The organism is Corynebacterium pilosum DSM 20521 = CIP 103422 (assembly GCF_000373805.1).
Classification (GTDB): Bacteria; Actinomycetota; Actinomycetes; order Mycobacteriales; family Mycobacteriaceae; genus Corynebacterium; species Corynebacterium pilosum.
This window is the reverse complement of the sequence record NZ_KB892450.1, coordinates 100,874-125,544: the sequence shown is the minus strand read 5'-3', so window position 1 is coordinate 125,544 and position 24,671 is coordinate 100,874. Positions and strand designations below refer to the sequence as shown.

The window sequence follows — 24,671 nt, the reverse complement described above, 5'->3', positions numbered from 1 at the left end:
GGATGCCGACCGATTGTTTGGAAAGCTTGGCATTTCAAGCTGTAATGCCTGGTTTCATCTTCTTGCATTTAAACGTGCAAAAACCAGTCAGCCGCTCTCGCTGGCCTACTGGGTAAAAAATCAGGCTCCCACCATCTAGACGTGGGATACCCGCATAACACTACTACAGCAACCCTTCAGGATCAAAACGCCGCTTTACGACGAAGGCCCCGCCTCTCCTGTTTAGACCAGGAAAAGGCGGGGCCTATCGTCGTTAAGCAGACCGAATTAGCCAGAGGCCTGCGTTTTACATGTCGAATCCGTACTCATCCAGCGGGACGGAGGCGCCGGTGAACTCACCGTAGCCATCATCGCCGTAGATGGAGTCGCCGAAGCTTGGGATCGAGTACGCCACGGAACGTGCGGCCTCGGTCGGCTTCACGGAGATGTTGCGGTAGCGTGAGATACCAGTACCAGCCGGGATGAGCTTACCGATGATCACGTTCTCCTTCAGACCGATCAGCTGGTCGGAACGACGGTTGATCGCAGCATCAGTGAGCACACGCGTGGTCTCCTGGAACGAGGCGGCGGACAGCCAGGACTCGGTCGCAAGCGACGCCTTGGTGATACCCATGATCTCGGAGCGCAACTCTGCAGGCTGACCACCATCGGCGACCACACCAGAGTTGACCTGCTTCGCCTCGGACAGATCCGCCAAAGTACCTGGGAGGTACTGGGTGGATCCCGCGTCGATGACAGTGCCACGGCGCAGCATCTGGCGAATGATGATCTCGATGTGCTTGTCGTGAATGGACACACCCTGGGTGCGGTACACGGCCTGCACCTCATCGATCAAGTGCTTCTCCACACCGCGACGGCCCAGAACCTCGAGCACGTCGTGCGGGTCAGCCGCACCGCGCAGCAGACGGTCGCCCACCTCAACGTGGTCACCTTCGCGCAGAGAGCGCTCGATCATGGCATCCGGGTTGGACTCCATTGGACGACGCACCTGTGCCAGGCCCTGACGCTTCGACAGCTTCTCGTACACCACATCGTCCGAACCATCGTCCGGGGTAATGGTGAGGGTCCAGAAGTTGCCCTCGTCGGAAAGCGAGACCGTACCGGCAACCGACGCGATCGGGGCGCGGTTCTTCGGCACGCGGGCCTCGAACAGCTCCTGCACACGTGGTAGACCGCCGGTAATGTCGCCGCCGACACCACCCTGGTGGAACGTACGCATCGTCAGCTGGGTGCCAGGCTCACCAATCGACTGAGCAGCGACAATACCCACTGCCTCGCCGATATCGACCAAGTGGCCGGAAGCCATGGACTTGCCGTAGCACTTCGCGCACACACCGGTTGGGGTCTGGCAGGTCAGGACCGAGCGGACCTTGATCTGCTCATGGCCTGCCTCAACGATCTTGTCGATGAGCGCCTCAGACAGGTTGGTGCCTGCCTCGACGACGATGTTGCCGGCAGCGTCGGTGATGTCATTTGCCACCACGCGACCAGACACCGAGGTCTCCACCAGCTCGTGGCGGACGAACTTGCCCTCGCCCACCTTCTCGGCGACCGGGACACGCACACCCTGGCGGGTGCCACAGTCATCCTCGCGGACAATGACATCCTGCGCCACGTCCACCAGACGGCGAGTGAGGTAACCGGAGTCAGCGGTACGCAGAGCCGTATCGGCCAGACCCTTACGGGAACCGTGGGAGTTGTTGAAGTACTCCAACACCGACAGGCCTTCGCGGAAGGAGGTCTTAATCGGACGGGTGATGTACTCACCACGCGAGTTCACGACCATGCCCTTCATGCCGGCCAGGGTCCAGATCTGACGCATGTTACCGGCAGCACCGGACTTCACGATCATCGGAATTGGGTTGTCGTCCGGGTAGAGATCCTCCACGGCCTGGCCAACCTGGTTCGTGGCATCCTGCCACAGCTCCACGAGGCGGTCGTAACGGTTCTCCTCCGTCAGCGCACCCTTCTCCCAGAACTTGCGCTCAATCTCTTCTGCTTCCTTCTCGTACTGCTCAAGGATCTCATCCTTGTTCGGCAGAACCAGAACGTCAGACATCGAGATGGTCACGCCAGAACGAGTCGACCAGTAGAAACCGGCATCCTTCAGTTTGTCCAGCGTCTGCGCCACGGTGATCATCGGGTACTTCTCTACCATCTCAGCGATGATGTCGCCCAGAAGCACCTTGTCATCGCCACCGCCCTTACGGACCATGGCGCCTTCCTGGTACGGGAAGTTGTATGGCAGCAGCTCATTGAACTGGATGCGGCCCAAGGTGGTGTCCATCATCCACGCCTGGCCCTTTTCCCAACCATCGGGGAACTGTTCAGCCTCGATTTCTGGGGTTGGACGCAGGTGGTCAATGCGCACCTTGATGGGAGCCTGCAGGCCGAGTGCGCCGCGGTCCTTCGCCATGATCGCCTCACGGTGCGAGGAGTACACGCCACGTGCCGGACCTTCGGAGTCAGCCTCGCGGTATGGGCCCTGGCCGCCGATCTCGTCCTCGCCCTTCTTCATGGTCAAGAAGTAGAGGCCGGTCACCATGTCCAGGCGTGGCAGAGCCAGTGGCTTGCCCGATGCCGGGGACAGGATGTTGTTCGACGACAGCATGAGGATGCGTGCCTCAGCCTGTGCTTCAGCGGACAGCGGCAGGTGAACTGCCATCTGGTCACCGTCGAAGTCAGCGTTGAACGCCTCACAGGCCAGTGGGTGCAGCTGGATAGCCTTACCCTCGACCAGCTTCGGCTCAAAGGCCTGGATGCCCAGACGGTGCAGGGTTGGTGCGCGGTTCAGCAGCACTGGATGCTCAGAAATCGCCTCTTCAAGGACGTCCCACACCTCAGGGCGCTGGCGCTCCACCATGCGCTTCGCGGACTTGATGTTCTGCGCATAGTCATTGTCGACCAGACGCTTCATCACGAACGGCTTGAACAGCTCCAAAGCCATCAGCTTCGGCAGACCACACTCGTGCAGCTTCAGCTGCGGACCGACGATAATCACCGAACGGCCAGAGTAGTCCACACGCTTACCCAGCAGGTTCTGGCGGAAGCGACCCTGCTTACCCTTCAGCAGGTCAGACAGGGACTTCAGTGGGCGGTTGCCCGGGCCAGTGACTGGGCGGCCGCGACGGCCGTTGTCGAACAGCGCGTCAACAGACTCCTGCAGCATGCGCTTCTCGTTGTTCACGATGATCTCTGGTGCACCCAGCTCGATCATGCGCTTCAAACGGTTGTTGCGGTTGATCACGCGGCGGTACAGGTCGTTCAGGTCCGAGGTGGCGAAACGGCCACCGTCAAGCTGGACCATCGGACGCAGCTCTGGTGGGATCACCGGAATCGCGTCAAGAATCATGCCAGCAGGATCGTTACCAGAGCGCTGGAAGGCTGCAACAACCTTCAGGCGCTTCAAGGCACGCTGCTTCTTCTGGCCCTTGCCTTCGGCGATGATGTGGTTCAGCTCTTCAGCTTCCGCATCCAGGTCGAAGCCACGGATCAGGGTCTGCAGTGCTTCAGCACCCATGCCGCCAGTGAAGTAGTCCTCGTAGCGGTCCACGAGTTCCTCGTAGAGGTTCTCGTCGATAATCATCTGCTTCGGGGCCAGCTTCACAAAGGTCTGCCAGATCTCGTCGAGGCGTTCCACCTCGCGTTCACCGGCGTCGCGCATGTTCTGCATTTCCTTGTCGGCAGCCTTCTGCACCTTGTTGCGTGCATCTGCCTTGGCACCCTCGGCCTCCAGAGCTGCGAGGTCTTCCTCCAGCTTCTGGGCGCGCTCAGCGATGTCGGACTCAACGTCCTGCTCTACCTCGCGCTTTTCCAGTATCATCTCCGCCTCAAGGGTGGACATGTCTGCGTGGCGTGCCTCATCGTCAACGCTGGTAATGATGTTCGCAGCGAAGTAGATGATGCGCTCAAGGTCCTTCGGCGCCAGGTCCAACAGGTAGCCCAGGCGGGAAGGAACACCCTTGAAGTACCAAATGTGGGTCACGGGTGCGGCCAGCTCAATGTGGCCCATGCGCTCACGACGCACCTTGGACTTGGTTACCTCAACGCCACAGCGTTCACAGATGATGCCCTTGTAACGGACGCGCTTGTACTTGCCACAAGCACACTCCCAGTCACGGGTAGGGCCGAAAATACGCTCGCAGAACAGGCCGTCCTTCTCTGGCTTGAGCGTGCGGTAGTTAATGGTCTCCGGCTTCTTGACCTCGCCATGGGACCAGCGGCGGATGTCGTCGGCAGTGGCCAGGCCGATGCGGAGCTCGTCGAAGAGGTTTACGTCAAACACGTAAATTCCCTTTCACCTCCCAAACGGGAGGATCGATTGCGAAAAATTTCAGAGTCTAAATGCGGTTCAGAGGGTGCCGCCGCACTCCCCTAGCTCCACCTAGTAAAGGTGAAGCGAGGGAGCGTGAGGGCACTCCCGCCTGGCGGTTACGCGGTGTCTGCTGAGGAGCCTTCGTCGCGCGAGAGGTTGATGCCCAGCGAGGAACCCGCGTGGTCATCGTCGTCATCGCCGTCCAGCTCCATTGGGGTGCCGTCTGCAGCAAGGACCTCAACGTTGAGGCACAGGGACTGCAGCTCCTTGAGGAGGACCTTGAAGGACTCCGGAATGCCTGGGTCAGGGATGTTGTCACCCTTGACGATGGCCTCGTAGACCTTCACACGGCCAACAACGTCATCCGACTTGATCGTCAGCAGCTCCTGCAGGGTGTAGGCAGCGCCGTATGCCTGCATTGCCCACACCTCCATCTCACCGAAGCGCTGGCCACCGAACTGTGCCTTACCACCCAGCGGCTGCTGGGTAATCATGGAGTAAGGGCCCGTGGAACGAGCGTGGATCTTCTCATCCACCAAGTGGTGCAGCTTCAGCATGTACATGTAGCCCACGGAGATCGGGTAATCGAATGGCTCGCCGGAGCGGCCGTCGAACAGCACCGTCTTGCCGTCACCATCGACCATGACATCACCGTCACGGTTCGGCTTGGTGTTCGCAAGCAGGCCTGCGATCTCTTCGTTGGTTGCACCATCGAACACAGGAGTAGCGGTCAGAGAGTCTGCCGGCACGTCGTACAGCGCCTCAGGCAGGGTCTCCAGCAGCTTCGCGTTCGCAGGGTCGTCTGGGTTCACGGTCCAGCCTGCCTTCGCCAGCCAGCCCAAGTGCACCTCGAGGACCTGACCAATGTTCATACGACGTGGCACACCGTGGGTGTTCAGGATGATGTCCACAGGCGTACCGTCAGCCATGAATGGCATGTCTTCCTGCGGCAGGATCTTGCCGACGACACCCTTGTTGCCGTGGCGGCCAGCCATCTTGTCGCCGTCCTGAATCTTGCGCTTCTGGGCGACGTAGACGCGAATCATCTCGTTCACGCCTGGGCTCAGATCGTCGTCGTCCTCGCGAGAGAAGCGACGCACAGCGATGACCTTGCCGGTCTCACCGTGTGGCACCTTCAGGGAGGTGTCGCGCACTTCGCGGGCCTTCTCACCGAAGATGGCGCGCAGCAGGCGCTCCTCTGGGGTCAGCTCGGTCTCGCCCTTCGGGGTGACCTTACCGACGAGGATGTCGCCGTCGCGCACGTCTGCACCAATGCGGACGATACCGCGCTCGTCGAGGTCCTTGAGGACGTCTTCGCCCACGTTCGGGATCTCGCGAGTGATTTCCTCGGCACCCAGCTTGGTGTCGCGGGCATCGATCTCGTGCTCTTCGATGTGAACGGAGGTGAGGATGTCATCTTCCACAACGCGCTGGTTCAGGATGATGGCGTCCTCGTAGTTGTGGCCTTCCCAAGGCATAAACGCAACCAGCAGGTTGCGGCCAAGCGACATTTCGCCGTCCTTGGTGCCTGGGCCGTCAGCAATGACCTGGCCTGCTTCGACACGATCGCCGATGTTGACCAGTGGCAGCTGGTTGTAGCAGGTGCCCTGGTTGGTGCGCTCGTAGGTGCGCAGCAAGTAGGTGTCGCGCTGGCCTTCGTCGTCCATGATCGTGATCATGTCACCGGAGACGTTCTCAACAACGCCCGCCTTCGCAGAGATGACCATGTCACCTGCGTCATATGCGGCGCGCTGCTCCATACCGGTTGCCACATAAGGTGCCTCAGCACGCAGCAGCGGCACAGCCTGCTTCTGCATGTTGGCACCCATCAGGGCACGGTTCGCGTCGTCATGCTCCAAGAACGGAATCATAGCGGTTGCGACAGACACCATCTGGCGTGGGGAAATGTCGAGGTAGTCGACGCCCTGAGCGTCGGTCACCGCGATATCGCCGTCCTTGATACGGACCTCGATACGCTCCTCGGTGATGTTGCCCTCATCGTCCATTTCGGTTGCTGCCTGAGCAATCGCGAAACGGTCCTCCTCGTCTGCGGTGAGGTAGTCGATCTGGTCGGTCAGCTTGCCGTTTTCGACCTTCTGGTATGGGGTCTCGATAAAGCCGAACGCGTTCACGCGGGCGTAGGAGGACAGCGCACCGATCAGGCCAATGTTCGGGCCTTCCGGGGTCTCAATCGGGCACATGCGGCCGTAGTGCGATGGGTGCACGTCTCGGACCTCAATGCCGGCGCGCTCACGGGACAGACCACCAGGGCCCAGTGCGGACAGACGACGCTTGTGCGTCAGACCGGACAGGGAGTTGTTCTGGTCCATGAACTGCGACAGCTGCGAGGTACCGAAGAACTCACGGATCGCAGCCGAGACTGGGCGCACGTTGATCAGGGAGGTCGGGGTGATCGACTCTGCGTCCTGAGTGGTCATGCGCTCGCGCACGACACGCTCCATGCGGGACAGGCCCACGCGGACCTGGTTCTGGATCAGCTCGCCCACGGTGCGCAGACGACGGTTACCGAAGTGGTCGATGTCGTCGGTGTTGATCGGGATGACCTCGCCCGTTGGCGACGTCATCTCACGCTCACCTGCATGCAGGCGCACCAGGTACTCGAGGGAGGTCGCGAGATCTTCCTCGGTCAAGGTAAGCAGACCATCGTGGTCGCCGCCGAGGCCCAGCTTGCGGTTGATCTTGTAACGACCCACTTTCGCCAGGTCATAACGCTTTGCGTTGAAGAACGAGTTCTCCAGCAGGGACTGCGCAAGGTCGCGCGTCGGCTGCTCGCCTGGACGCTGCTTGCGGTAGATCTCCAGCAGTGCCTCGTCGGTATTGGCCACGCCATCGGATTCGAGGGTGGTCATCATGATCTCGGAGAAGCCGAAGCGCTCCTTAATCTGCGCCTCGGTCCACCCCAGTGCCTTCAACAGCACGGTGACAGGCTGACGGCGCTTACGATCAATACGCACGCCGACGGTATCGCGCTTATCGACGTCGAACTCGAGCCATGCACCGCGGGAAGGGATCACCTTCACGGAATGCAATGGACGCTCGGTGGACTTGTCGATGGTCTCGTCGAAGTACACACCTGGTGAACGTACCAGCTGGGAGACGACGACACGCTCGGTACCGTTCACGATGAACGTGCCCTTGTCGGTCATCAGCGGGAAATCGCCGATGAACACCGTCTGAGACTTGATCTCTTGGGTGTCGTTGTTAATGAACTCTGCGGTCACGTAAAGCGGAGCAGAGTAGTTAATGTCCTTGTCTTTACACTCGTCGACGGTGTACTTCACCGAGTCGAAGCGTGGCTCCGACAGGGAGAGGGACATGTTGCCCGAGTAATCCTGAATCGGGGACAGCTCATCGAGGATGTCCTCGAGGCCACTGGTTACGCGGGCATCTGGTCCGCGTAACTCCTGCTGTCGTTCACGCCACTCCGGCGTTCCGACGAGCCACGAAAAGGATTCGGACTGTACGTCAAGGAGCCCGGGAACGGGGATCGGTTCGCTGATCTTCGCGAACGAGTACCGCTTCTGGGCTCCGGGGATATCGGCCACTGACTTGGTCTGGCGGGAGACTGCCAAGATGGGTCCTTCCAGCACCTCACGCGGGTCCCTCCGATTGCTCTGGCTTTACAATCTTCAGGAATTCCGCTGGATAATTAGCATTCGGTCTGCTGTGGAAGTTCCGCCCCCGGATAGCACAAAATCACCTTGTCAAGTCGATTTTTCCAAATCAGCCGTGAGCAAGGTTTCAGTGTCGCCGGAGACGGCTTCCAGCGCAAAGACCTACCTTATACGATAGGTCGGCGCTTGTAAAGGCGAACGAAAACTAACTACCCTGACCGTTCCACGCCATGCCGTCTTCCCACCGCGCGGGCCCGCCGATTGGTGCTGCAGGGAACTCTAGCACCGACTCCCCTGTTTTTTGCAATAACACGGCGCACCGCCTCGCGCGGCCCACTCGCCCAACGGGCGCTGTACAGGCATTTTCCTGCTACGGTGAGGCCATAACGTTTTCCAACAGAAAGGAATATCTCCATGTTTTCTATGGACAAGGGTCAGAAATTCATCGATGACACCAACACCGGCGAAGGCTTTAAAGAGCAACTCGACCGCTATGCCCCCGGCGCATCGGACTTCGTCGTCGGCGGCATCTTCGGGGGCACCTACCAGCGCGAGGGCCTAGAACTGCGCGATCGTCAGATGCTGACGATGGCCGCGCTTGCCGCGATGGGCGGCACCGAGCCTCAGCTTGAGGGCCACATCGCCACCGCCTTGAACCAGGCGGGCATGAGCAAGGAAGAGGTCGCCGAGTGCTTCGTCCACCTCATGCCTTATATCGGCGTCCCAAAGACCCTCGCAGCCTTCCGCTGCATGTACCGCGTCTTGGGCGAGGATTAGTTTTTCGCTTTACGACGATCGGGGCGCAACGCTCCGATCAGCCCCACCAGCGCAAGTACCGCACCAAGCACAATCACGACGATGGTGATCGTGCGCGAGGTCGCTTGCGACGGGATGCTGGACAGCTCATCCACGCGCGCCGCATCATTCGCGGTGGCCGCGGCGTAGGAAACATAGTCCTCGACGCGGTTGCCCTCCCGATCCGCGTAATACAGGTCCACGTCTTCGTGCATACCGACGAGCACCCCCGTGTTCGCCTCATAGCTGAGGAAGAGCTGCTCAGCGTTGCCCTCATCGTCGTTCACGGTTTTCGTGTTATTGATGGCGGGATACTTGGTGGCCAGGTTCGTCGGCTCCACAACCTGGTTGTAATTGTTCACCTCACCACCGGCCTCGTTCGCCCCGGTATAGGTAGCCGGCGCGGCTTCACGCAGGAACGGATCAAAAATCTCCGCTGTTTCCTCGTCGAAATCGGTCGGCAGTTTGAGCCACGGCCCATCCATCTCCACAGTTTCCGGGGGCACCACCATCACGGTAGACAGTGTTACCGGACTGAGGGCCTCACCCGTGAGGCGGTCCATTTCCCAGTTCCACGTTTGGGCGCTCAACAGCGCATCAAATTCCGTGCCATCGTTACCTTCAAATAGCGTCTCCCCTACGCGCAGGGACACCATGTCCTCATTGGCTGGGTTCTGAATATCCATGTGCAGTTGACGAGTGACCCCCGTTGTTTCCCCCTCAACGGTGCCATTCTCGTCGTAAAGTGTATATGTGGTGTTCTCCATGTCGAGCGGCATGCGTCCGTCGCCCACAAGGAATCTTGGCGCCACAAGCCCCGCGACGATCAAGGCGACTCCGAGGCCGACGAGAAGCGCTGAAAAAATACGGGACTTTGGAAGCATAAGGGGAAGTCTACAGGTTGCGTCCAAGACAAAAGGAAACCCCCACCGCGCGGAGTTTCAACTCCAAACGGTAGGGGTTTCAAGCAGTAAGCGGAATTACTTCAGCTCGACAGTAGCGCCTGCCTCTTCCAGCTTCGCCTTTGCAGCCTCTGCGTCTTCCTTGTTTGCGCCCTCGAGGACAGCCTTTGGTGCGGACTCGACCATTTCCTTCGCGTCCTTCAGGCCCAGGCCGGAGACGATCTCGCGGACAGCCTTAATAACACCGATCTTCTTGTCGCCTGCAGCGGTCAGGACAACGTCGAACTCGTCCTTCTCTTCCTCAGCAGCAGCGTCGCCGCCAGCAGGTGCGCCTGCAGCTGCAACAGCAACTGGAGCAGCAGCGGTCACGTCGAAGACCTCCTCGAATTCCTTCAGGAACTCGGAAAGTTCGATGAGGGTCATTTCCTTGAACTGCTCAATGAGCTCGTCCTTGGTGAGCTTAGCCATGGTGGCTTCCTTTCTGTTCAGGCCGCAATCTGTGGGCCTGAGTAAAAATTGTGGTGTGTTCTAGAGTCTTGTTTTAAGCAGCGTCTTCTTGCTTGTCCTGCAGGGCAGCAACCAGACGTGCGGTCTTGGATGCTGGTGCCTGGAACAGGCCGGCTGCCTTGGCCAAGGAACCTTCGAATGCGCCTGCGAGCTTGGCAAGAGTGGTCTCGCGGTTGTCCATGTCGGCGATTGCAGAGACCTGATCAGCGGTCAGTGCGTTGCCGTCCATGTAGCCGCCCTTGACGACGAATGCTTCGTTGTCCTTGGCGAACTTCTTCATAACCTTCGCCGCATCCACTGCCTCGCCCTGGATGAAGGCAACAGCGGTTGGGCCGGTCAGAAGCTCATCGAGACCCTCGATACCCTGCTCACCAGCAGCGATCTTCACGAGGGTGTTCTTGGCGACGTGGAGTTCGACATCAAAGCCCAGCTCGCTACGCAGCTCCTGGAGCTGAGCAACGGTCAGACCACGGTACTCGGTCAGGACAATCGAGCTTGCGCCCGCAAACTTCTCCTTCAGAGCAGCGAGTTCTGCTACGTTCTTTGGGTTTGCCATCTTCACGCCTCCTTCCAAATGCTTCATTGGTTTTGATCCGCCCGGGGCAATAAAAATTGCCCCGTGCAGAAGCACGAGGCACACCTTAAGATGCAATGAGCCACGTTTCTCCTGCGTGGGTTGGCCCCTTTCGGAGCTCCTTCGACCTCCACCAGGGAGGTAACCGACGGTCTTCGGTGAAACTTGAGCACGGCGGTTCACGCCGTTCAAACTTCGTCGCTGACTATAACAAGGAGCACAGCCGATCACAAAATCGTCGCAAAGCGCGAATATTTCCAACGGTTTATTCTAAAATAATACCTACCAGGTGGTGGGCATGTTGAGGACGCCTACTGCCGTTATCTGGAGGCCCTAACCACGATGTCTACCACGCATTACGTCATTGTCGGCTTCGGTCCCGTCGGCCACCGCACTGCCGAGGAACTGCTGAAGCGCAACAAGCAAGCGAAAATCACCATCATTGGCGAAGAGCCCGGCTGGGCTTATGATCGCGTCCACCTCTCCGAATACGCCGAGACGTGGGACCCCAACGCCCTCGACCTACCCCCACTTCCCGACCACGTCGACGTATTGCACGCGCGCGCCACAAGCGTCGATCCTGACGCAAAGACGGTCACGCTTAACGACGATCGCACCATCTCCTACGACGAGCTGATTCTGGCGACGGGCTCCCAAGCCTTCGTGCCACCAATCCCCGGCCACGACCTACCCGCCTGCCACGTGTACCGCACCCTGGAAGACCTCGATGGCATCCGCAAGGCCGTGGAGGATTCTCAGCACAAGGAGGGGCGTGTGCGCGCCGCCGTGATTGGTGGCGGTTTACTCGGATTGGAGGCCGCGAATGCCCTGAAGAAGATGGGCGTGCGCACCCACGTCGTCGAAATGGCGCCACGCCTGATGCCACTGCAGGTCGACGACGCCGGCGGTGACCTTCTTGCAGAGGCCATCCGCGCACTGGGCGTGGAGGTGCACGTCAACGCCGCAACGCGTGAAATCCGCGAATCACAAGAGCGCGAAGGCTCCGTCATCTTGGACTTGGGCGATGGTCGCGAGATCCAGACCGACATCGTCGTATTCTCGGCCGGTATCCGCGCCCGCGATGAACTTGCTGAGGGCTCTGGCCTGCCCACCGGCCCACGCGGCGGATTTCTCGTAGACCGCCAATGCTTCACCGGGATCAAGCACGTCTCCGCCGTCGGCGAGTGCGCCGCCGTCGAAGGCGAACTCTACGGCCTTGTCGCACCAGGCAACTCGATGGCCGCAATCACCGCCGCCCGCCTCACCGGCAACCCCATCAAGGACTTCGAAGACCCCGATACCTCCACCAAGCTGAAGCTGATGGGCGTGGACGTTGCCTCCTTCGGCGATGCCTTCTCCGACAGCGAGGACAAGGTCGAGCTGCAGATCAATGACCCGATCTCCGGCGTGTACAAGAAACTCATTCTGGATGCCGATAAGCACACCCTGCTCGGAGGCATGCTGGTTGGCGAGGCCGATAATTACTCGATGCTGCGCCCGATGGTCGGCACCGAGTTGCCCGGCGACCCCGTCAGCTTCATCGCCCCCGCCGGCGACTCGCCAGCGGTGGGTGTCTCAGCGCTTCCCGACGAAGCCCAGATCTGCTCCTGCAACGACGTATCGAAAGGTGCCATCCGCGAAGCGATCGCCGACGGCAACCACACCACCAAGGCCGTCATGAAGTGCACGAACGCCGGCACCGCCTGCGGTTCGTGCATCCCGCTGCTGAGCAAGCTGCTCGACGCCGAAGGTATCGAGCAGTCCCGCAGCGTGTGCGAACACTTCGACCAGTCGCGCACCGAGCTCTTCCAGATCGCCCAGGCAACCGGCATCCGTGACTTCGACGAGTTCATCGGACGTTTCGGCACCGGTGGCGGCTGCGAAGTGTGCAAACCCACCCTGGGTTCCATCTTCGCCTCCCTGTCCACCTCAGATCACATTCTGGAGGGCCAGAACGCCTCTCTGCAAGACACCAATGACCGCTTCCTGGGCAATATCCAGAAAAATGGCACCTATTCGGTGTGCCCACGCCTGCCAGCAGGCAATATCACCCCGCACCAAATGCGTGTGATCGCCGAAGTCGCGGAGGAATACGGTCTGTACTCCAAGATCTCGGGCGCCCAGCGCATCGTCTTGTTCGGCGCCCGGCTGGAAGACCTGCCCGCGATCTGGAAGAAGCTGGTCGACAACGGCATGGAGTCCGGCCAGGCCTACGGCAAGTCTTTGCGCAGTGTGAAGAGCTGCGTGGGCACCGACTGGTGCCGCTATGGTCAGCAAGATTCCGTCGGCATGGCGATCAAGCTGGAGTTGCGCTACCGCGGCCTGCGCGCACCGCACAAGTTCAAGATGGGCGTCTCCGGCTGCGCGCGCGAGTGCGCAGAGGCCCGCGGCAAGGACGTCGGCGTGATCGCCACCGACAAGGGCTGGAACCTGTACGTCGGCGGCAACGGCGGCGCCACCCCAGTCCACGCCCAGCTCCTGATCGGGGATCTTTCCGGCGAAGAACTCGTCCGCTATATCGACCGCTACCTTGCCTTCTACATCCGCACCGCGGACCGTCTGCAGCGCACCGCTAGGTGGCAGGAATCCATCCAGGGTGGCTTGGAGTACATCAAGAGTGTCATCGTGGACGATTCTTTGGGCATCGCCAAGGATCTCGACGCGTTCGTCGCAAAGCATGTCGACGACTACACCGATGAGTGGGCCGCCGTCCTCCAGGACCCCGACAAACTCAACCGCTTCGTGTCCTTCGTCAACGCGCCGGAATCCCCGGACCCGACGGTCCAGTTCGGCCACGACGAGGACACCGGGCGTATCGTCCCACTTCCCATGCCCACTGTGTAAGGAAGATCAGCTATGAGTATTTCTTTTGACGCATCCAAACTGGAAGAGAACCTGGGCGTGGCGGTGCTCATGCCTAACGACGAGCAAGTAGCGGTCTACTTGGTCGGCGGTGAACTCTACGCGCTGTCCAATATTGACCCGTATTCTCGTGCTGCTGTGATGAGCCGCGGCATTATTGGCGAGCACGAGGGTCGCCCCACCGTCGCCTCCCCCATGCTGAAGCAGAAGTTCTACCTGGACGACGGTACCTCACTCCAAGAGGACGAAGTTGTGATCCCGACCTACCCGGTGAAGCAGGAAGGCGGGCAGATTATCGTCGGCTAGCGTCGCCTGACTGCCACCCATGACACTTTCGGCCGACAAATGCCGCTGATTTTCCAAAATCTCGCGAATTTGTCGGCCGAAAGTGCTTTAGAGGGCGCGCAGCTCCGGGCCGACCGGAAAATAGCCCAAATAGCTCACCCCGGACATGTTGTAGGTGAACTTGATCCCCATCACTAGGCGAATGCCCCAGTGCATGGCACACGCGGCCAAGGCAAAGAGCTGCCCGGCGCGCCGGTTGAGCAGGGCCAGGGGGCTCAAAAGCTCGACAGCCAAAGCCCCTGCGGCCAACAAGCCGAGCGGGCCCTTGGCGTTATAAAGCTTCTCTGCACCATTGGGTGCCTCAGAGCCAAAAACTTCCTTGCGCACCGCATCAGCCGCGACCTGTTCGCGCAAAGCCACCCCGCTGGCCCAGCGCCAGCCGTATTCGTTGCGCACCTTGGCCACCCCGGAGGTGAAGTAGACGGCGGTGGCTGCAATATTGGCTAGCGTGTTCGCCTCACCGTATGAGCGGGAGTACTTTTCGGGCAGTAGAGTGCGATCGCGGATCCACGCGTCCGCAGACAGGGCGTCCGCCGAGGGGCCAAAACCTACCGCCATCTGCTGCATGACCAGCATGTTGTCGTTGTGCAGGATCATGCCAAAAGAGTTGCGATACGTCATGGTCCACAGCTGTAAGAGCGCATTAGCGGGCCCGGTCACTTTGTGGGCCAGCCCCACCAACGCTAAGGCGTTGACTACCTGGGCGGCGTCGAAAAGGGCGTCGGCCACCTTCGGGGGCAGCGGTTTCGACAGCACGCGGCACACGCCCACCGGGTGGAAGCGGTTGGCTGGTTGGCGGTGGATATCGCGGATGATTGGTCGTCTTAAAGCGTTATGCACCGCGGAAAAACCGTTGAAGCCGATACGCAGGACGGCAGGGCGCTCGGCGCGGGCGCGCGGGCGAAAGAGATCCATGATGTGCATTTAGTCCTCCATTCGTGGCAGCGGCTTGCCGGGCCCGGCCTCAGCCTGGCTCCCAATTAAACAGCGGGCGTGGACGGATTCGGCCTGCGGCTTCTTGTTGCTGGAGAAGTATTCGTCGAAAAGGAAACGCGAGCGCACCACAAGCACTTCGACCACGTCGCGCTCGTTGTCGCGCGGCCGCCGTGCCACTGAATCGGCGTAGGCCTGTGCTACCTCCACCGCGCGTTTCTTGCGGATCGCTTTCGACAGCTGACGACGTGTGTGATTCAGCCCGCCTAGGCCAAAATGCGTGTAGTGCAGGTTAATGCGCTGACCTGTCGCCGTCAGCCCGATCACATGGGGCACGGTGATGCGTCCGCGACGGTACGCCGAGAACATCGGGTAGGTGGACAGAGGGAAGGAGTCTTCGTCGTTCTTCTTCCGGTTCACTTCGTCGATGGGGCCGACGTAGTGACGCAGCGGGCTTGTGAGCACGGCAGCGATGCCGGCATAGGAGGCAAGGGCAATCCAATCGCGTGCGTTCGTCGTCGCAGTGCCTCCCCCGCCGCGTGCCAGCCGGGCATCCCGTGCACGCCGGCTCCCGGTGGCGTAGAAGCCGAGGCAAGGTACACCCCCGGTGCCAGCCGATGCGGATGCGCAGCGATACCGGGGCGCATGAGCGTCTGCAACCCGGTCATCGCACCACCGGCGATATCCCCACCGATGAGGTTGGGATTCCACGTCTGAAGTTGCGCAGGGCTTGTTTCGTGCTTATCGACGATCACATCCCGAAAACCTGGAGCGAAACGTTCAATTTGCTTGGTGATCGCCTCAGCAACCTGCCCCGGGTGCGATTCTGTGAAACCGTGGGGTACGTGGGCGTAGGTCCACAGGGTGAGGCCGCGGGAGGGGTCGGCCACATACTGTTGGCACGCCATGACAAAGGGCTTATCTGGCATTTTTCCGCGTGCTGCTTCGTCTTCTGCGCGGGCGATATCGCTGGTGGTGCCACCCAGGTGCACGGTGGCGGCCTGGCCGGCGCGCGGATCCTCCCACGGGACCGGTTCCGCCAGTTGGAAATCGACTTTCCAGGTCGCGGTGCCGTAGCGCCAGCGACGAAGGGGACGTTGCTGTGCGCGCGTCAGTGTGAGGCCGCGTAGCCCAAGTACCTGGTGTGGGGTGAGGTTGAGGATGGTGGCGTCGGCACGCGGTAGTTCGCGCAAGTTGGTCACCTCGGCGTTGGTGTGGATCCTGCCGCCGTTGCTTGTGATCACGCTCGTGAGCGCATCGACGATCGCTTGTGTTCCGCCTTCCGCCACGGGCCAGCCGCGCGTCATTCCCAAGCCACCGAAGAGCATGCCGAAAGCACCTGTGAAGACACGTGCCGGGGAAGTAATGGCGTGGACCGCGCTGCCTGCCAGGAGGGCGCGGGCCTTCTCTGTGCGAAACAGTGTCTTGCCAAGCGTCGCGGCAGGCAGGATGCCCGGCAGGCCGAACTGCACCATGCGGACCGGGTGGGCGGGCCAGCGCAGGATGGGCACCAAGAAATTTTCTAGATGCTCGTCGATGTGGTTCACAACAGGCTCGTGCAGGCGGGTCCAGTTCTTCGCGTCCTCGCCCAAACGTTCAGCCGTGTCGTCGAGCGAGCGGCTGAGCAGAGCCGGCTCGCCATGATCAAGCGGGTGCGCCAACTCATAGGGGGCATGTTTCCATCGAAGACCGTGGCTTTCCAGGTCGAGCGCGCGGAAAGCAGGGCTAGCCACACCGAACGGGTGGCCAGCCGCACCAAGATCAACGATGTGGCCGGGGAAAATGTCGCCGGTGCTGGCCGCAGCCCCGCCGGGGCGGGCGTTGCGCTCGTAGACATCGACAGCCCATCCCGCGGCGGCAAGCCTGGCGGCGGCGGTCAGCCCGTTCGGCCCGCTGCCGACGATGACAGCCCGGTACTGGTCGGACACTAGCGCTCTCCTTGTGGATCGAGGAATACCTCCAGTGTGCCACTAGAATGTGAATACTCTGTGAAAACTGGGTGAAAATGCTTTCATGTCGCCGATCCCAGACCAAATACGAGCCACCCGACGAGCATCGCCATCCCCACGGCCACCACAAGTACGAAGGGCACGAACCGCACCACAAATTTTCTCCCCCACGCGCCGTACTGCATGGCGATCAGCTTGGTATCCACGACCGGCCCCACCACCATGAACACCAGCTGCGCTGTCGGCGAGACGAAGGTGAAACTGGCAGCGATGAACGCGTCCGCCTCTGAGCACAGCGCCATAAGAACCGCAAGGGCAGCCATGACCAGGATGGCCAGCCACCAGTTATCTGCCAGCACCTGCAGCGCCGCCGGTGGGATAAAGACCTTGAGCGTCGCCGCGATCGCAGCGCCAATGGCAAGGAACCCCGCAGAGTTCAGGAAGTCATGGATGAAGGCAGCGCGGAAAGCGTCTGCACGTGAAGTGTCCGCGCCGTGATGCGCATGGTCGTGATCGCCGCTCCGTGCTGCCTTGAGACTTCCCCGCCACAGCCAGCCCACCAGGCATGCCACCGCCAAACTTGCCGCAAACCGAGCCCACACCATGGCTGGCTGCCCAGTAAAAGCGACGGCAGTAGACACCAGCACTACAGGATTAATCGCCGGGCTGGCCAGCATAAACGCCAGGGCCGCCGCCGGTGGCAGCCCCTTACGCAGCAACGAATTGGCCACGGGCACCGACGCACATTCGCACGCCGGCAGCGCCATTCCGGATACCGCGACCACCGGCACCGCCACCGCTTTCCTGCGCGGAAGGTAACGCAGCAGCGCCGTCTCCGGAACAAAGACAGTCAGGGCCGCCGACAGCGCCACACCTAGAACAAGAAAAGGCAGCGCCTGCACGGTCACTCCCACCAGCAGCGACACCCACGTCTGAAAAGCATCCTGCGGCACAATCGGCGGACCAAAAGCGTCGACTGCCAACACAGCCCCAAGCAGCAGAATAAGCAGCAGCGCAGGGCTGTGGGCACGAGTGCTTAACGACGACGGGTGTGGCCCAGTCATAGGTAAGGCACCTCGGGCTCGTCGATAAGCGTAAGTTCGGAAACCTCCAAGGCCATCTCCCCGTAGTCATCTGCGGTGACATGGCCGGTGGCGCGGTACCACTGGCCTTGTTCGGGAATGGCGCCGAGTAGCGCGATGCGGACACCGGTAGCATCGGCAACGCAGCACGTGATCTTGTACCGGGCGAGGAACCAGCGTCCCTGGCTGATCGTCCCCTCCTGGCCGCTGCCGGCGAAACCTTCCACGGTTACGTGCGCCCCGTCTGCCTGTCCGGCATCATAGGCCGCTGCCAAAGTATCCAGGCGGGTCTCCCCTTCTGGGCGTTCGGTGGGTGCTGATGCGGCCTGCACCGTGGCGGTTCGACCCGTATCGACGAAGTAACTTCCCAAGGGGCCCGGTGCCGCCACAACCGCGAGCACCGCAACCGCTACCACGGCCCACGCGCTCGCGCGGGGTGTGCCCGGGATGCTGGAGGCGCCCATCGTCCACACACCGAACACGAGCAGTGCCACCCCGGTCAGTAAGATCAGCGGCACAAAGCCCGGGCGCACATAGTCCGTGGCGGTGCCAGTCAACGCGAGGGTGGCCAACACTAACCCGGTCGCTGCAGCGATGAATCCACCCCAAGCACCGCCATCCGCGGGCTCACGTTGTGTTGTCTGCTGCTTATCCATCGCATCTCATTATGCACAGAAAAAACCCCGCTTGTTGGACACTGATTTCTCAGCCCAACGAGCGGGGAGCTAGGCCACAGGAGGTTTAAGCCTGCTTCTCCGTGTAGTTCTTCTGCACGCTGGTATCCACTGGAACACCAGGGCCAGTGGTTGCGGAGACAACGACCTTCTTCAGGTACACGCCCTTTGCCGAGGATGGCTTCAGGCGCAGGACCTCGTCGAGAAGCGCGCCGTAGTTCTCAGCTAGCTGCTCAGGGGTGAAGGACGCTTTACCGATCATCGCCTGCAGGTTCGATGCCTTGTCAACGCGGAAGGAGATCTTGCCGCCCTTGACGTCCTCGATTGCCTTTGCAACGTCAGGGGTGACGGTGCCGGTCTTCGGGTTCGGCATCAGACCACGAGGGCCCAGGACGCGGGCAACGCGGCCGACCTTCGCCATCTGATCAGGGGTAGCGATGGCCACGTCGAAATCGATGGTGCCGGCGTTGATCTGCTCGATCAGCTCGTCGGTACCGACGATGTCAGCGCCAGCTTCCTTAGCCTTGGTCGCGTTCTCGCCCTCGGCGAAAACAGCAACGCGCACGGTCTTACCGGTGCCGTTTGGCAGGTTAACGGTGCCGCGCACCAGCTGGTCAGCCTTGCGTGGGTCCACGGACAGACGCATAGCGACGTCGATGGATGCATCGTAGTTCTTGGAGGAGGTCTCCTTCGCCAGCGCAACAGCATCCAGTGGGTGGTATTCCTTGGTGCGGTCGACGAGCTTAGCAGCCTCTTCGTAACGGCGGGACTTCTTCTTTGCCATGTTTGATCCTTACGTGATGTAGGAGTGTGGTTCGGGCCAGGCAGGCCCTCCCACATGAATGTTTACTTGTTGACGGTGATACCCATGGAACGAGCGGTACCAGCGATGATCGCCGCGCCAGCCTCGATGTCACGAGCGTTCAGGTCATTCTTCTTCTTCTCTGCAATCTCCTTGCACTGATCCCAGGTCACAGAACCGACCTTGTCGGTGTGTGGGACGCCGGAGCCCTTCTTCAGGCCAGCAGCCTTCAGAAGCAGCTTCGCTGCTGGAGGAGACTTCAGGATGAAGTCGAAGGAGCGGTCTTCGTAGACGGTGATCTCAACTGGGACGACGTCGCCACGCATGGACTCCGTTGCAGCGTTGTACGCCTTGCAGAACTCCATGATGTTCACGCCGTGAGCACCCAGTGCAGGACCGACTGGAGGAGCCGGGTTAGCCTGGCCTGCTTCGATCTGAAGCTTGATCAGACCAGTTACCTTCTTCTTAGCCATCGAATTACCTCAATTCCATGTTTCAGGGGTGAATGCCACGATGAATAACAGCCACCCTGCCGGATGCCAGCCATTACAAGCCAGCCACCGGGGAGATGATTATGTGCCGCGTGCCCCGAAAGACACACGGCAGACAAGTTTACGCAGGTGCTTCGTCGGAAAGCAAAACGCGTCTAGTTGATGCGCTCCACCTGATCCGCGGTGAGCTCCACAGGGGTTTCGCGGCCGAAGATGGACACCAGGGCCTGGATTTTGCCGGTTTCCTCGTCGATCGCGTTGATCGTCGCCGATACAGACGCCAGCGCGCCCGACAGGATGGTGACGGCCTCGCCGACCTCGAAGTCATGCGCGATCTTCTTTGCTTCCTCACCAGGCGTAGCGACGACGGTCTCGCCCTCGCTGTTCGTGACCGTCTTCGCTGCGGCCTCGTCCCCATCGACGGGAGCTTCCTTCGGCATGAGGAACTTGGCGACATCGCGGTGCTTGACCGGGGTGGCGTTGCCCTCGTTGCCCACGAAGGAGGTCACACCTGGGGTCTCACGGACCACAGACCACGCCGCATCGTTCATGTCCATGCGCACCAGCACGTAGCCCGGCAACAGCTTGCGCTTGACCAGCTTGCGCTTGCCGTCCTTCAGCTCGACTGCCTGCTCGATGGGAACCACGACGTCATAGATCGAGTCCTCCACCTCCAGGGTCTGGGCGCGCATATCGAGGTTGGTCTTCACTTTGTTCTCGTAGCCCGAGTAGGACTGGATGATGTACCACTGGCCCGGCAGCTTCTTCAGCTCGCGGGTGAACTCGCGCAGACGCCTCCGCTTCTCCGCCTCCTCGTCGACAGCCTCAGTGTCGCCCAGGGCTGCCGCTGCGGCCTCCTCGGGGGTCTGCTCGGCGGCGTCGTCGGAAGCCTCGAGCGACTCCTGCGTCTGCTCGACGGCGCGCTCGTGCGCTTCGACGATCGAATCATCCACCGGGAAAGTCGGCTCGTCGACACCGGTCTCGCCTGCGTCGCCCTCAGCTTCCTCAGCGCGTTCGTGGGCGGCCTCCATGCGCTCTGCGGTTTCGGCGACCGGTTCGGTGGCTGGGCTGACGGGTGCGCCCTCGTCGATCATTTCCTTTTCTTCGATAACGTCGATTTCTTCTTGGGTCAGGCCCGTGTCTTCTGTGGTGTTGTCGCTCATGGTGTTCTCCAGACTGGTTTTACCAATAAATTATCCCGCCTACCCCTGCATCTTTTATGGCGACGGGGGTGACGGGATCAAGTCAATGATTCAATGGGGCCACTATAGCTGAGAAAACTGGCCCTTTTCAACTCTGATCACAAAACCCGCTGCCCTGGACAGGGTCAGCGGGTCAAAACTCTTGGCGGCTTAAGGAACCAGAACGGCTTCTACACCCATGGTTGTCAGCGTATCCACACCCCACACCAGCGCGGTCAAGATGATGAGGAACGCGAACACAATCAGCGTGTAGTTCAGCATCTGGCGGCCGGTGGGCCACACGACCTTGCGGACCTCCTGAACAACCTCGCCCGGGAACGCGGCTACGCCGCCACCTGGCTTATCGTCGCTCTCAGGAGTTTGGCGCGCAACCTTCTTCGCCTCATAGGACGTGGAAGAAGTAGTACTGGCACCGCTCAGCTGACGCTTACCGGTTGGCGTGGCCTGGCCGTCGCGCTTTGGCTGGTCTTCGCTCACAGCACTCCTCTAGTCAAAAACTTTGGCAGGGGCGACAGGACTCGAACCTGCAACTTACGGTTTTGGAGACCGTTGCTCTACCAATTGAACTACGCCCCTTGGTGACTATCACTTAAGACAGTACGCTTACCCTACCACGGTTCGCCAGTGAACCGGTTCTTTGGGTGGTAGCGGTGGAGAGACTCGAACTCTCGACCTCGCGATTATGAGTCGCGCGCTCTCACCAGCTGAGCTACACCGCCATGCCGCCTGCTCCCGCACCCGAAGGTACGTATTCAAGCAACAGAGCCCCCTAGCAGAATCGAACTGCTGACCTTTTCCTTACCATGGAAACGCTCTACCGACTGAGCTAAGGGGGCACAGCCTCTTAGTTGTGGACTACGCTCTCGCTTTCGCTTTGCGTTGTCCGCTCTGTTGAAGCCTTTGAAAGATTAACCCGATCATCACATATAACACAAATCGCCAGCATAACTAACCTTTTCGCGGCCCCCTTTCAGCGCGATATGGCGCTTCCGTACCCAGGCGCTTAACGACGAGGCGCCCCGTCGTTAAGCAACGAAAAAGCACCCACCGCGAATATTCGCAGTGGGTGCTAGCTGGTGCCAGGTAGAAGATTCGAACTTCTGAAGGCGTGAGCCGGCGGATTTACAGTCCGCTTCCTTTGGCCGCTCGGACAACCTGGCAAGCGCTTTTTCAAGTGCGTGAACTACCTTACAACACGGGCACTACACATTGGCAAATCGGCAGGTAAAAGGACCTTTTATCCGACGCGGTCGACGGTGTAGCGGGCCAGCATGCGCAGTGCGCCGGTCGCGGGAATATCGGGCAGTCGCTGGATTTGTTCGTCGGCAAGCGCCAAATAGTGCTTGACAGCCTCCAGGGAACGTTCGCGGCCCGTGGACTGGCTGAGCAGCTCGAGGGCGCGCTCGACGTCGGCGTCGTCGTCAAGCGGGCCGGTGAGCATGCCACGCAGCTGCTCGCCCACCTCGGTGTCTTCCTCCAGCGCATACAACACCGGCAGGGTGAACACGCCCTCGCGAAGGTCGGTGCCGGGGGTTTTGCCGGACTGGTCGGTCGCAGAGAATATGTCGATCATGTCATCGACGATCTGGAACACCATGCCAATCGCAGAACCCAGCTTGTACATGGCATCCACGATCTCTTCGGACGCACCGGAATGGCGCGCACCTAAATAGCCCGCGGAGGCGATCAGCACGCCCGTCTTCTCGTCGATGACCTTCAGGTAGTGCTCAACCGGATCGCTGCCCTGCGCGCCGATCGTCTCCCGCATCTGGCCCGTGACAAGTTTGCCAAAGGTCTCAGAAAAGTGATGCACCGTATCGGTATCCAGCTGGCTCATCAGCCGCGAAGTGTGCGCCAGCAGGATATCGCCAGCCAAAATCGCCACCGAATTACCCCAGCGCGAATTCGCAGACTCCACGCCGCGACGCATCTCCGCCTCATCCATCACATCATCGTGATACAAGGTGGCCAGGTGCACCATCTCGACGATCGTCGCAGCCTTCACCACCTTCGGCGAGCCCGTCTCAGGCCCATACTCACTGGCCAGCAACGCCATCAACGGGCGGAACCGCTTCCCGCCAGCCTGCGCGAGATGCAGCACCTTCTCATTGACGAAATCCGCTCCGGTAGAGAGCTCGTCGACAAGCAACTCCTCCACCGCGCGCATCCCTTCGTCGATACGTGCGCTGAGGGCCTCATCACCCAAGTCCACGCTGGAGGCATGGCGGGGTGAGGCATTGGTGCCCTGTGTCATCGGTACGGACCTCACAAACTGGAAACGATCATAATTCTTGCCCCTCAACCGTAGTCCAATACATGCACCAGACACACCCTGGGGTGGGCAAAAACGTGTCTGGCACAATGGGACAAGTGACTGTAACTAAAGAATGTGTCGTTGTCGGAGCCGGGCCCGCAGGAGCCGCCGCAGCACTCGCCGCCGCCCGCTCAGGCTACGACACGCTGCTCCTCGACGCCCAAACCTTCCCCCGCGACAAAACCTGCGGCGACGGCCTGACCCCGCGCGCAGTCCACACCCTGCGGGCCCTCGGCGTGGAGCACGTCCTCCCCAAATACCGCAACAAGGGGCTGAAGCTGGTTGGATACGGCGGCGCAGTCACCGCACCATGGCCCGACGGCCAGTTCGGCAAAGTCGGATCCGCCCGTCCCCGCGTCGGTTTTGACGCAGCGCTTGTCGACGAAGCCCGCTTAGCCGGCGCCGAAGTCTGGGAAGACTGCCCCGCCAACGATGTGGAGGTCTCGGGCAGCCGCATCACGACGATCAACACCCCGCGCGGCCCTGTCACCCCGCGCTGGGTCATCGTGGCCGACGGCGTGCGCTCCCCCTTCGGCAAACTGCTGGGACGGCAGTGGCACCGCGACGAGGTCTACGGAATCGCCGCCCGCTCCTACTGCGCCACGCCCTACTCCGACGAACCGTGGATGCACTCCCACGTCGAACTGCGCGATGCCGACGGCGCCATCCAGCCCGGATATGGCTGGATTTTCCCGCTCGGCGACGGCACCGTCAACCTCGGCTGCGGCGCATTAAGCACCTCGGCGCGCCCGGCCAAGCTGAACACCAAGAAACTGCTTGCCGATTACGCCGCGCTCGTCCGCGAAGAATGGTCGCTTGACGACGAACACTCCATCACTTCCGCACTGTTGCCGATGGGCGGGGCTGTCTCCAATGTGGCGGGTGGCAACTGGATGCTGATCGGCGATGCGGCCGCGCTGGTAAACCCGCTCAATGGGGAAGGCATTGACTATGGTCTGGAATCTGCGGTGATGGCGGTGGAAATGTTGGGCGCGTCTGCCGATTTCACGCTGACGTGGCCGGACCGGCTGCGCGAGGCTTATGGTGAGGCGTTTCTGCTGGCACGCACTGCTGCGCGCTTGTTGACCTACCCGCAATTCCTGCCGGCCGTCGGGCCCCTCGCTCTGCGGGGACCTGTGGGTGCGGCCCTCATGCCGGCGGCGGCGCGCCTGATGGGCAACCTGATTACCGACGAAGACCGCGACATCCTCGCCCGTGCCTGGCGCGGTGCCGGCTCCGTTGTCTCGCGGGCGCGCCGGGACACCCCCTTGTGGGACGTCGCCTAAGGG

At 60.9% G+C, this 24,671-nt stretch carries 19 protein-coding genes and 4 tRNA genes; 4 read left to right on the top strand and 19 right to left on the bottom strand.

The window, feature by feature from the left end; translation table 11 throughout:
- Nucleotides 1-286: 286 nt before the first annotated feature.
- A complete protein-coding gene (locus B097_RS0105845) occupies nucleotides 287-4,285 on the bottom strand; it encodes a DNA-directed RNA polymerase subunit beta' (protein ID WP_018581607.1) in 3,999 nt (1,332 codons plus the stop codon).
- 146 nt (nucleotides 4,286-4,431) lie between these two features.
- Nucleotides 4,432-7,926 carry a DNA-directed RNA polymerase subunit beta gene (gene rpoB / locus B097_RS0105840; RefSeq protein WP_018581606.1) on the bottom strand — a complete coding sequence of 1,165 codons (3,495 nt, stop codon included), beginning with the start codon at nucleotides 7,924-7,926 and terminating at the stop codon, nucleotides 4,432-4,434.
- Nucleotides 7,927-8,364: 438 nt separating this feature from the next.
- Between rpoB and B097_RS0105835 the strand changes: the two genes are divergently transcribed.
- On the top strand, nucleotides 8,365-8,727 hold the full coding sequence (locus B097_RS0105835; protein WP_018581605.1) for a carboxymuconolactone decarboxylase family protein: 363 nt from the start codon (nucleotides 8,365-8,367) through the stop codon (nucleotides 8,725-8,727).
- Here B097_RS0105835 and pgfA read toward each other — a convergent pair.
- The 3 genes from pgfA to rplJ all read right to left on the bottom strand — a co-directional run bounded on the left by pgfA (nucleotide 8,724) and on the right by rplJ (nucleotide 10,710).
- Nucleotides 8,724-9,629, bottom strand: coding sequence for a cell envelope lipid trafficking protein PgfA (gene pgfA / locus B097_RS0105830; protein ID WP_026254343.1), 906 nt, complete (start codon nucleotides 9,627-9,629; stop codon nucleotides 8,724-8,726). The genes B097_RS0105835 and pgfA overlap by 4 nt on opposite strands.
- A 96-nt stretch (nucleotides 9,630-9,725) precedes the next feature.
- A complete protein-coding gene (gene rplL, locus B097_RS0105825) occupies nucleotides 9,726-10,115 on the bottom strand; it encodes a 50S ribosomal protein L7/L12 (protein WP_018581603.1) in 390 nt (129 codons plus the stop codon).
- Between the two features lie 73 nt (nucleotides 10,116-10,188).
- On the bottom strand, nucleotides 10,189-10,710 hold the full coding sequence (gene rplJ / locus B097_RS0105820; RefSeq protein WP_018581602.1) for a 50S ribosomal protein L10: 522 nt from the start codon (nucleotides 10,708-10,710) through the stop codon (nucleotides 10,189-10,191).
- Between the two features lie 360 nt (nucleotides 10,711-11,070).
- Here rplJ and nirB point away from each other — a divergent pair, with 360 nt between their 5' ends.
- Together nirB and nirD are read left to right on the top strand one after the other, a co-directional pair.
- Nucleotides 11,071-13,572: a nitrite reductase large subunit NirB gene (gene nirB, locus B097_RS0105815; RefSeq protein ID WP_018581601.1), complete on the top strand. Its 2,502-nt coding sequence runs from the start codon at nucleotides 11,071-11,073 to the stop codon at nucleotides 13,570-13,572.
- Between the two features lie 12 nt (nucleotides 13,573-13,584).
- Nucleotides 13,585-13,896, top strand: a complete 312-nt coding sequence (nirD, locus tag B097_RS12580; protein ID WP_018581600.1) for a nitrite reductase small subunit NirD — start codon at nucleotides 13,585-13,587, stop codon at nucleotides 13,894-13,896.
- An 87-nt stretch (nucleotides 13,897-13,983) separates the two neighbouring features.
- Here the strand turns inward: nirD and B097_RS0105805 are convergent, their stop codons facing one another.
- The 14 genes from B097_RS0105805 to B097_RS0105740 all read right to left on the bottom strand — a co-directional run bounded on the left by B097_RS0105805 (nucleotide 13,984) and on the right by B097_RS0105740 (nucleotide 23,322).
- A complete protein-coding gene (locus B097_RS0105805) occupies nucleotides 13,984-14,859 on the bottom strand; it encodes an HTTM domain-containing protein (protein WP_018581599.1) in 876 nt (291 codons plus the stop codon).
- Complete coding sequence (locus tag B097_RS0105800; RefSeq protein ID WP_018581598.1) at nucleotides 14,860-15,333, bottom strand: hypothetical protein; 474 nt, start codon at nucleotides 15,331-15,333, stop codon at nucleotides 14,860-14,862. It abuts the gene before it with no gap.
- Entirely contained in the window at nucleotides 15,285-16,796 is a 1,512-nt protein-coding gene (locus B097_RS12575; protein WP_018581597.1) for a phytoene desaturase family protein, read from the bottom strand. The genes B097_RS0105800 and B097_RS12575 overlap by 49 nt, the downstream gene beginning before the upstream one ends.
- 83 nt (nucleotides 16,797-16,879) lie before the next feature.
- Nucleotides 16,880-17,881 carry a permease gene (locus B097_RS0105790; RefSeq protein WP_018581596.1) on the bottom strand — a complete coding sequence of 334 codons (1,002 nt, stop codon included), beginning with the start codon at nucleotides 17,879-17,881 and terminating at the stop codon, nucleotides 16,880-16,882.
- The gene (locus tag B097_RS0105785; RefSeq protein ID WP_018581595.1) at nucleotides 17,878-18,555 is read right to left on the bottom strand and encodes a TIGR03943 family putative permease subunit; all 678 of its coding nucleotides are present in this window, start codon (nucleotides 18,553-18,555) and stop codon (nucleotides 17,878-17,880) included. The genes B097_RS0105790 and B097_RS0105785 overlap by 4 nt, the downstream gene beginning before the upstream one ends.
- An 85-nt stretch (nucleotides 18,556-18,640) precedes the next feature.
- Entirely contained in the window at nucleotides 18,641-19,357 is a 717-nt protein-coding gene (gene rplA, locus B097_RS0105780) for a 50S ribosomal protein L1 (protein ID WP_018581594.1), read from the bottom strand.
- A 62-nt stretch (nucleotides 19,358-19,419) separates the two neighbouring features.
- Nucleotides 19,420-19,848 (bottom strand): 50S ribosomal protein L11, encoded by a 429-nt coding sequence (rplK, locus tag B097_RS0105775; protein ID WP_018581593.1) that lies wholly within the window; start codon nucleotides 19,846-19,848, stop codon nucleotides 19,420-19,422.
- Nucleotides 19,849-20,021: 173 nt separating this feature from the next.
- On the bottom strand, nucleotides 20,022-21,029 hold the full coding sequence (gene nusG, locus B097_RS0105770) for a transcription termination/antitermination protein NusG (protein ID WP_018581592.1): 1,008 nt from the start codon (nucleotides 21,027-21,029) through the stop codon (nucleotides 20,022-20,024).
- Nucleotides 21,030-21,218: 189 nt separating this feature from the next.
- The gene (secE, locus tag B097_RS0105765) at nucleotides 21,219-21,545 is read right to left on the bottom strand and encodes a preprotein translocase subunit SecE (protein WP_018581591.1); all 327 of its coding nucleotides are present in this window, start codon (nucleotides 21,543-21,545) and stop codon (nucleotides 21,219-21,221) included.
- A gap of 23 nt (nucleotides 21,546-21,568) precedes the next feature.
- A tRNA-Trp gene (locus tag B097_RS0105760) sits at nucleotides 21,569-21,644 on the bottom strand.
- Between the two features lie 66 nt (nucleotides 21,645-21,710).
- A tRNA-Met gene (locus B097_RS0105755) sits at nucleotides 21,711-21,787 on the bottom strand.
- Between the two features lie 44 nt (nucleotides 21,788-21,831).
- Nucleotides 21,832-21,904, bottom strand: a tRNA-Thr gene (locus B097_RS0105750).
- A 238-nt stretch (nucleotides 21,905-22,142) separates the two neighbouring features.
- Nucleotides 22,143-22,228 (bottom strand) — tRNA-Tyr (locus B097_RS0105745).
- Between the two features lie 77 nt (nucleotides 22,229-22,305).
- Nucleotides 22,306-23,322, bottom strand: a complete 1,017-nt coding sequence (locus B097_RS0105740) for a polyprenyl synthetase family protein (RefSeq protein WP_018581590.1) — start codon at nucleotides 23,320-23,322, stop codon at nucleotides 22,306-22,308.
- 107 nt (nucleotides 23,323-23,429) lie between these two features.
- On the opposite strand from B097_RS0105740, the gene B097_RS0105735 reads away from it, so the two are divergent.
- The gene (locus B097_RS0105735) at nucleotides 23,430-24,668 is read left to right on the top strand and encodes a geranylgeranyl reductase family protein (RefSeq protein WP_040429421.1); all 1,239 of its coding nucleotides are present in this window, start codon (nucleotides 23,430-23,432) and stop codon (nucleotides 24,666-24,668) included.
- Nucleotides 24,669-24,671: the final 3 nt, after the last annotated feature.

Coding starts and splice junctions, on each gene's coding strand:
- B097_RS0105835 (WP_018581605.1), top strand. CDS start 8,365: ATGTTTTCTATGGACAAGGGTCAGAAATTCATCGATGACACCAACACC.
- pgfA (WP_026254343.1), bottom strand. CDS start 9,629: ATGCTTCCAAAGTCCCGTATTTTTTCAGCGCTTCTCGTCGGCCTCGGA.
- rplL (WP_018581603.1), bottom strand. CDS start 10,115: ATGGCTAAGCTCACCAAGGACGAGCTCATTGAGCAGTTCAAGGAAATG.
- rplJ (WP_018581602.1), bottom strand. CDS start 10,710: ATGGCAAACCCAAAGAACGTAGCAGAACTCGCTGCTCTGAAGGAGAAG.
- nirB (WP_018581601.1), top strand. CDS start 11,071: ATGTCTACCACGCATTACGTCATTGTCGGCTTCGGTCCCGTCGGCCAC.
- nirD (WP_018581600.1), top strand. CDS start 13,585: ATGAGTATTTCTTTTGACGCATCCAAACTGGAAGAGAACCTGGGCGTG.
- B097_RS0105805 (WP_018581599.1), bottom strand. CDS start 14,859: ATGCACATCATGGATCTCTTTCGCCCGCGCGCCCGCGCCGAGCGCCCT.
- B097_RS0105790 (WP_018581596.1), bottom strand. CDS start 17,881: ATGACTGGGCCACACCCGTCGTCGTTAAGCACTCGTGCCCACAGCCCT.
- B097_RS0105785 (WP_018581595.1), bottom strand. CDS start 18,555: ATGGATAAGCAGCAGACAACACAACGTGAGCCCGCGGATGGCGGTGCT.
- rplA (WP_018581594.1), bottom strand. CDS start 19,357: ATGGCAAAGAAGAAGTCCCGCCGTTACGAAGAGGCTGCTAAGCTCGTC.
- rplK (WP_018581593.1), bottom strand. CDS start 19,848: ATGGCTAAGAAGAAGGTAACTGGTCTGATCAAGCTTCAGATCGAAGCA.
- nusG (WP_018581592.1), bottom strand. CDS start 21,029: ATGAGCGACAACACCACAGAAGACACGGGCCTGACCCAAGAAGAAATC.
- B097_RS0105740 (WP_018581590.1), bottom strand. CDS start 23,322: ATGACACAGGGCACCAATGCCTCACCCCGCCATGCCTCCAGCGTGGAC.
- B097_RS0105735 (WP_040429421.1), top strand. CDS start 23,430: ATGGGACAAGTGACTGTAACTAAAGAATGTGTCGTTGTCGGAGCCGGG.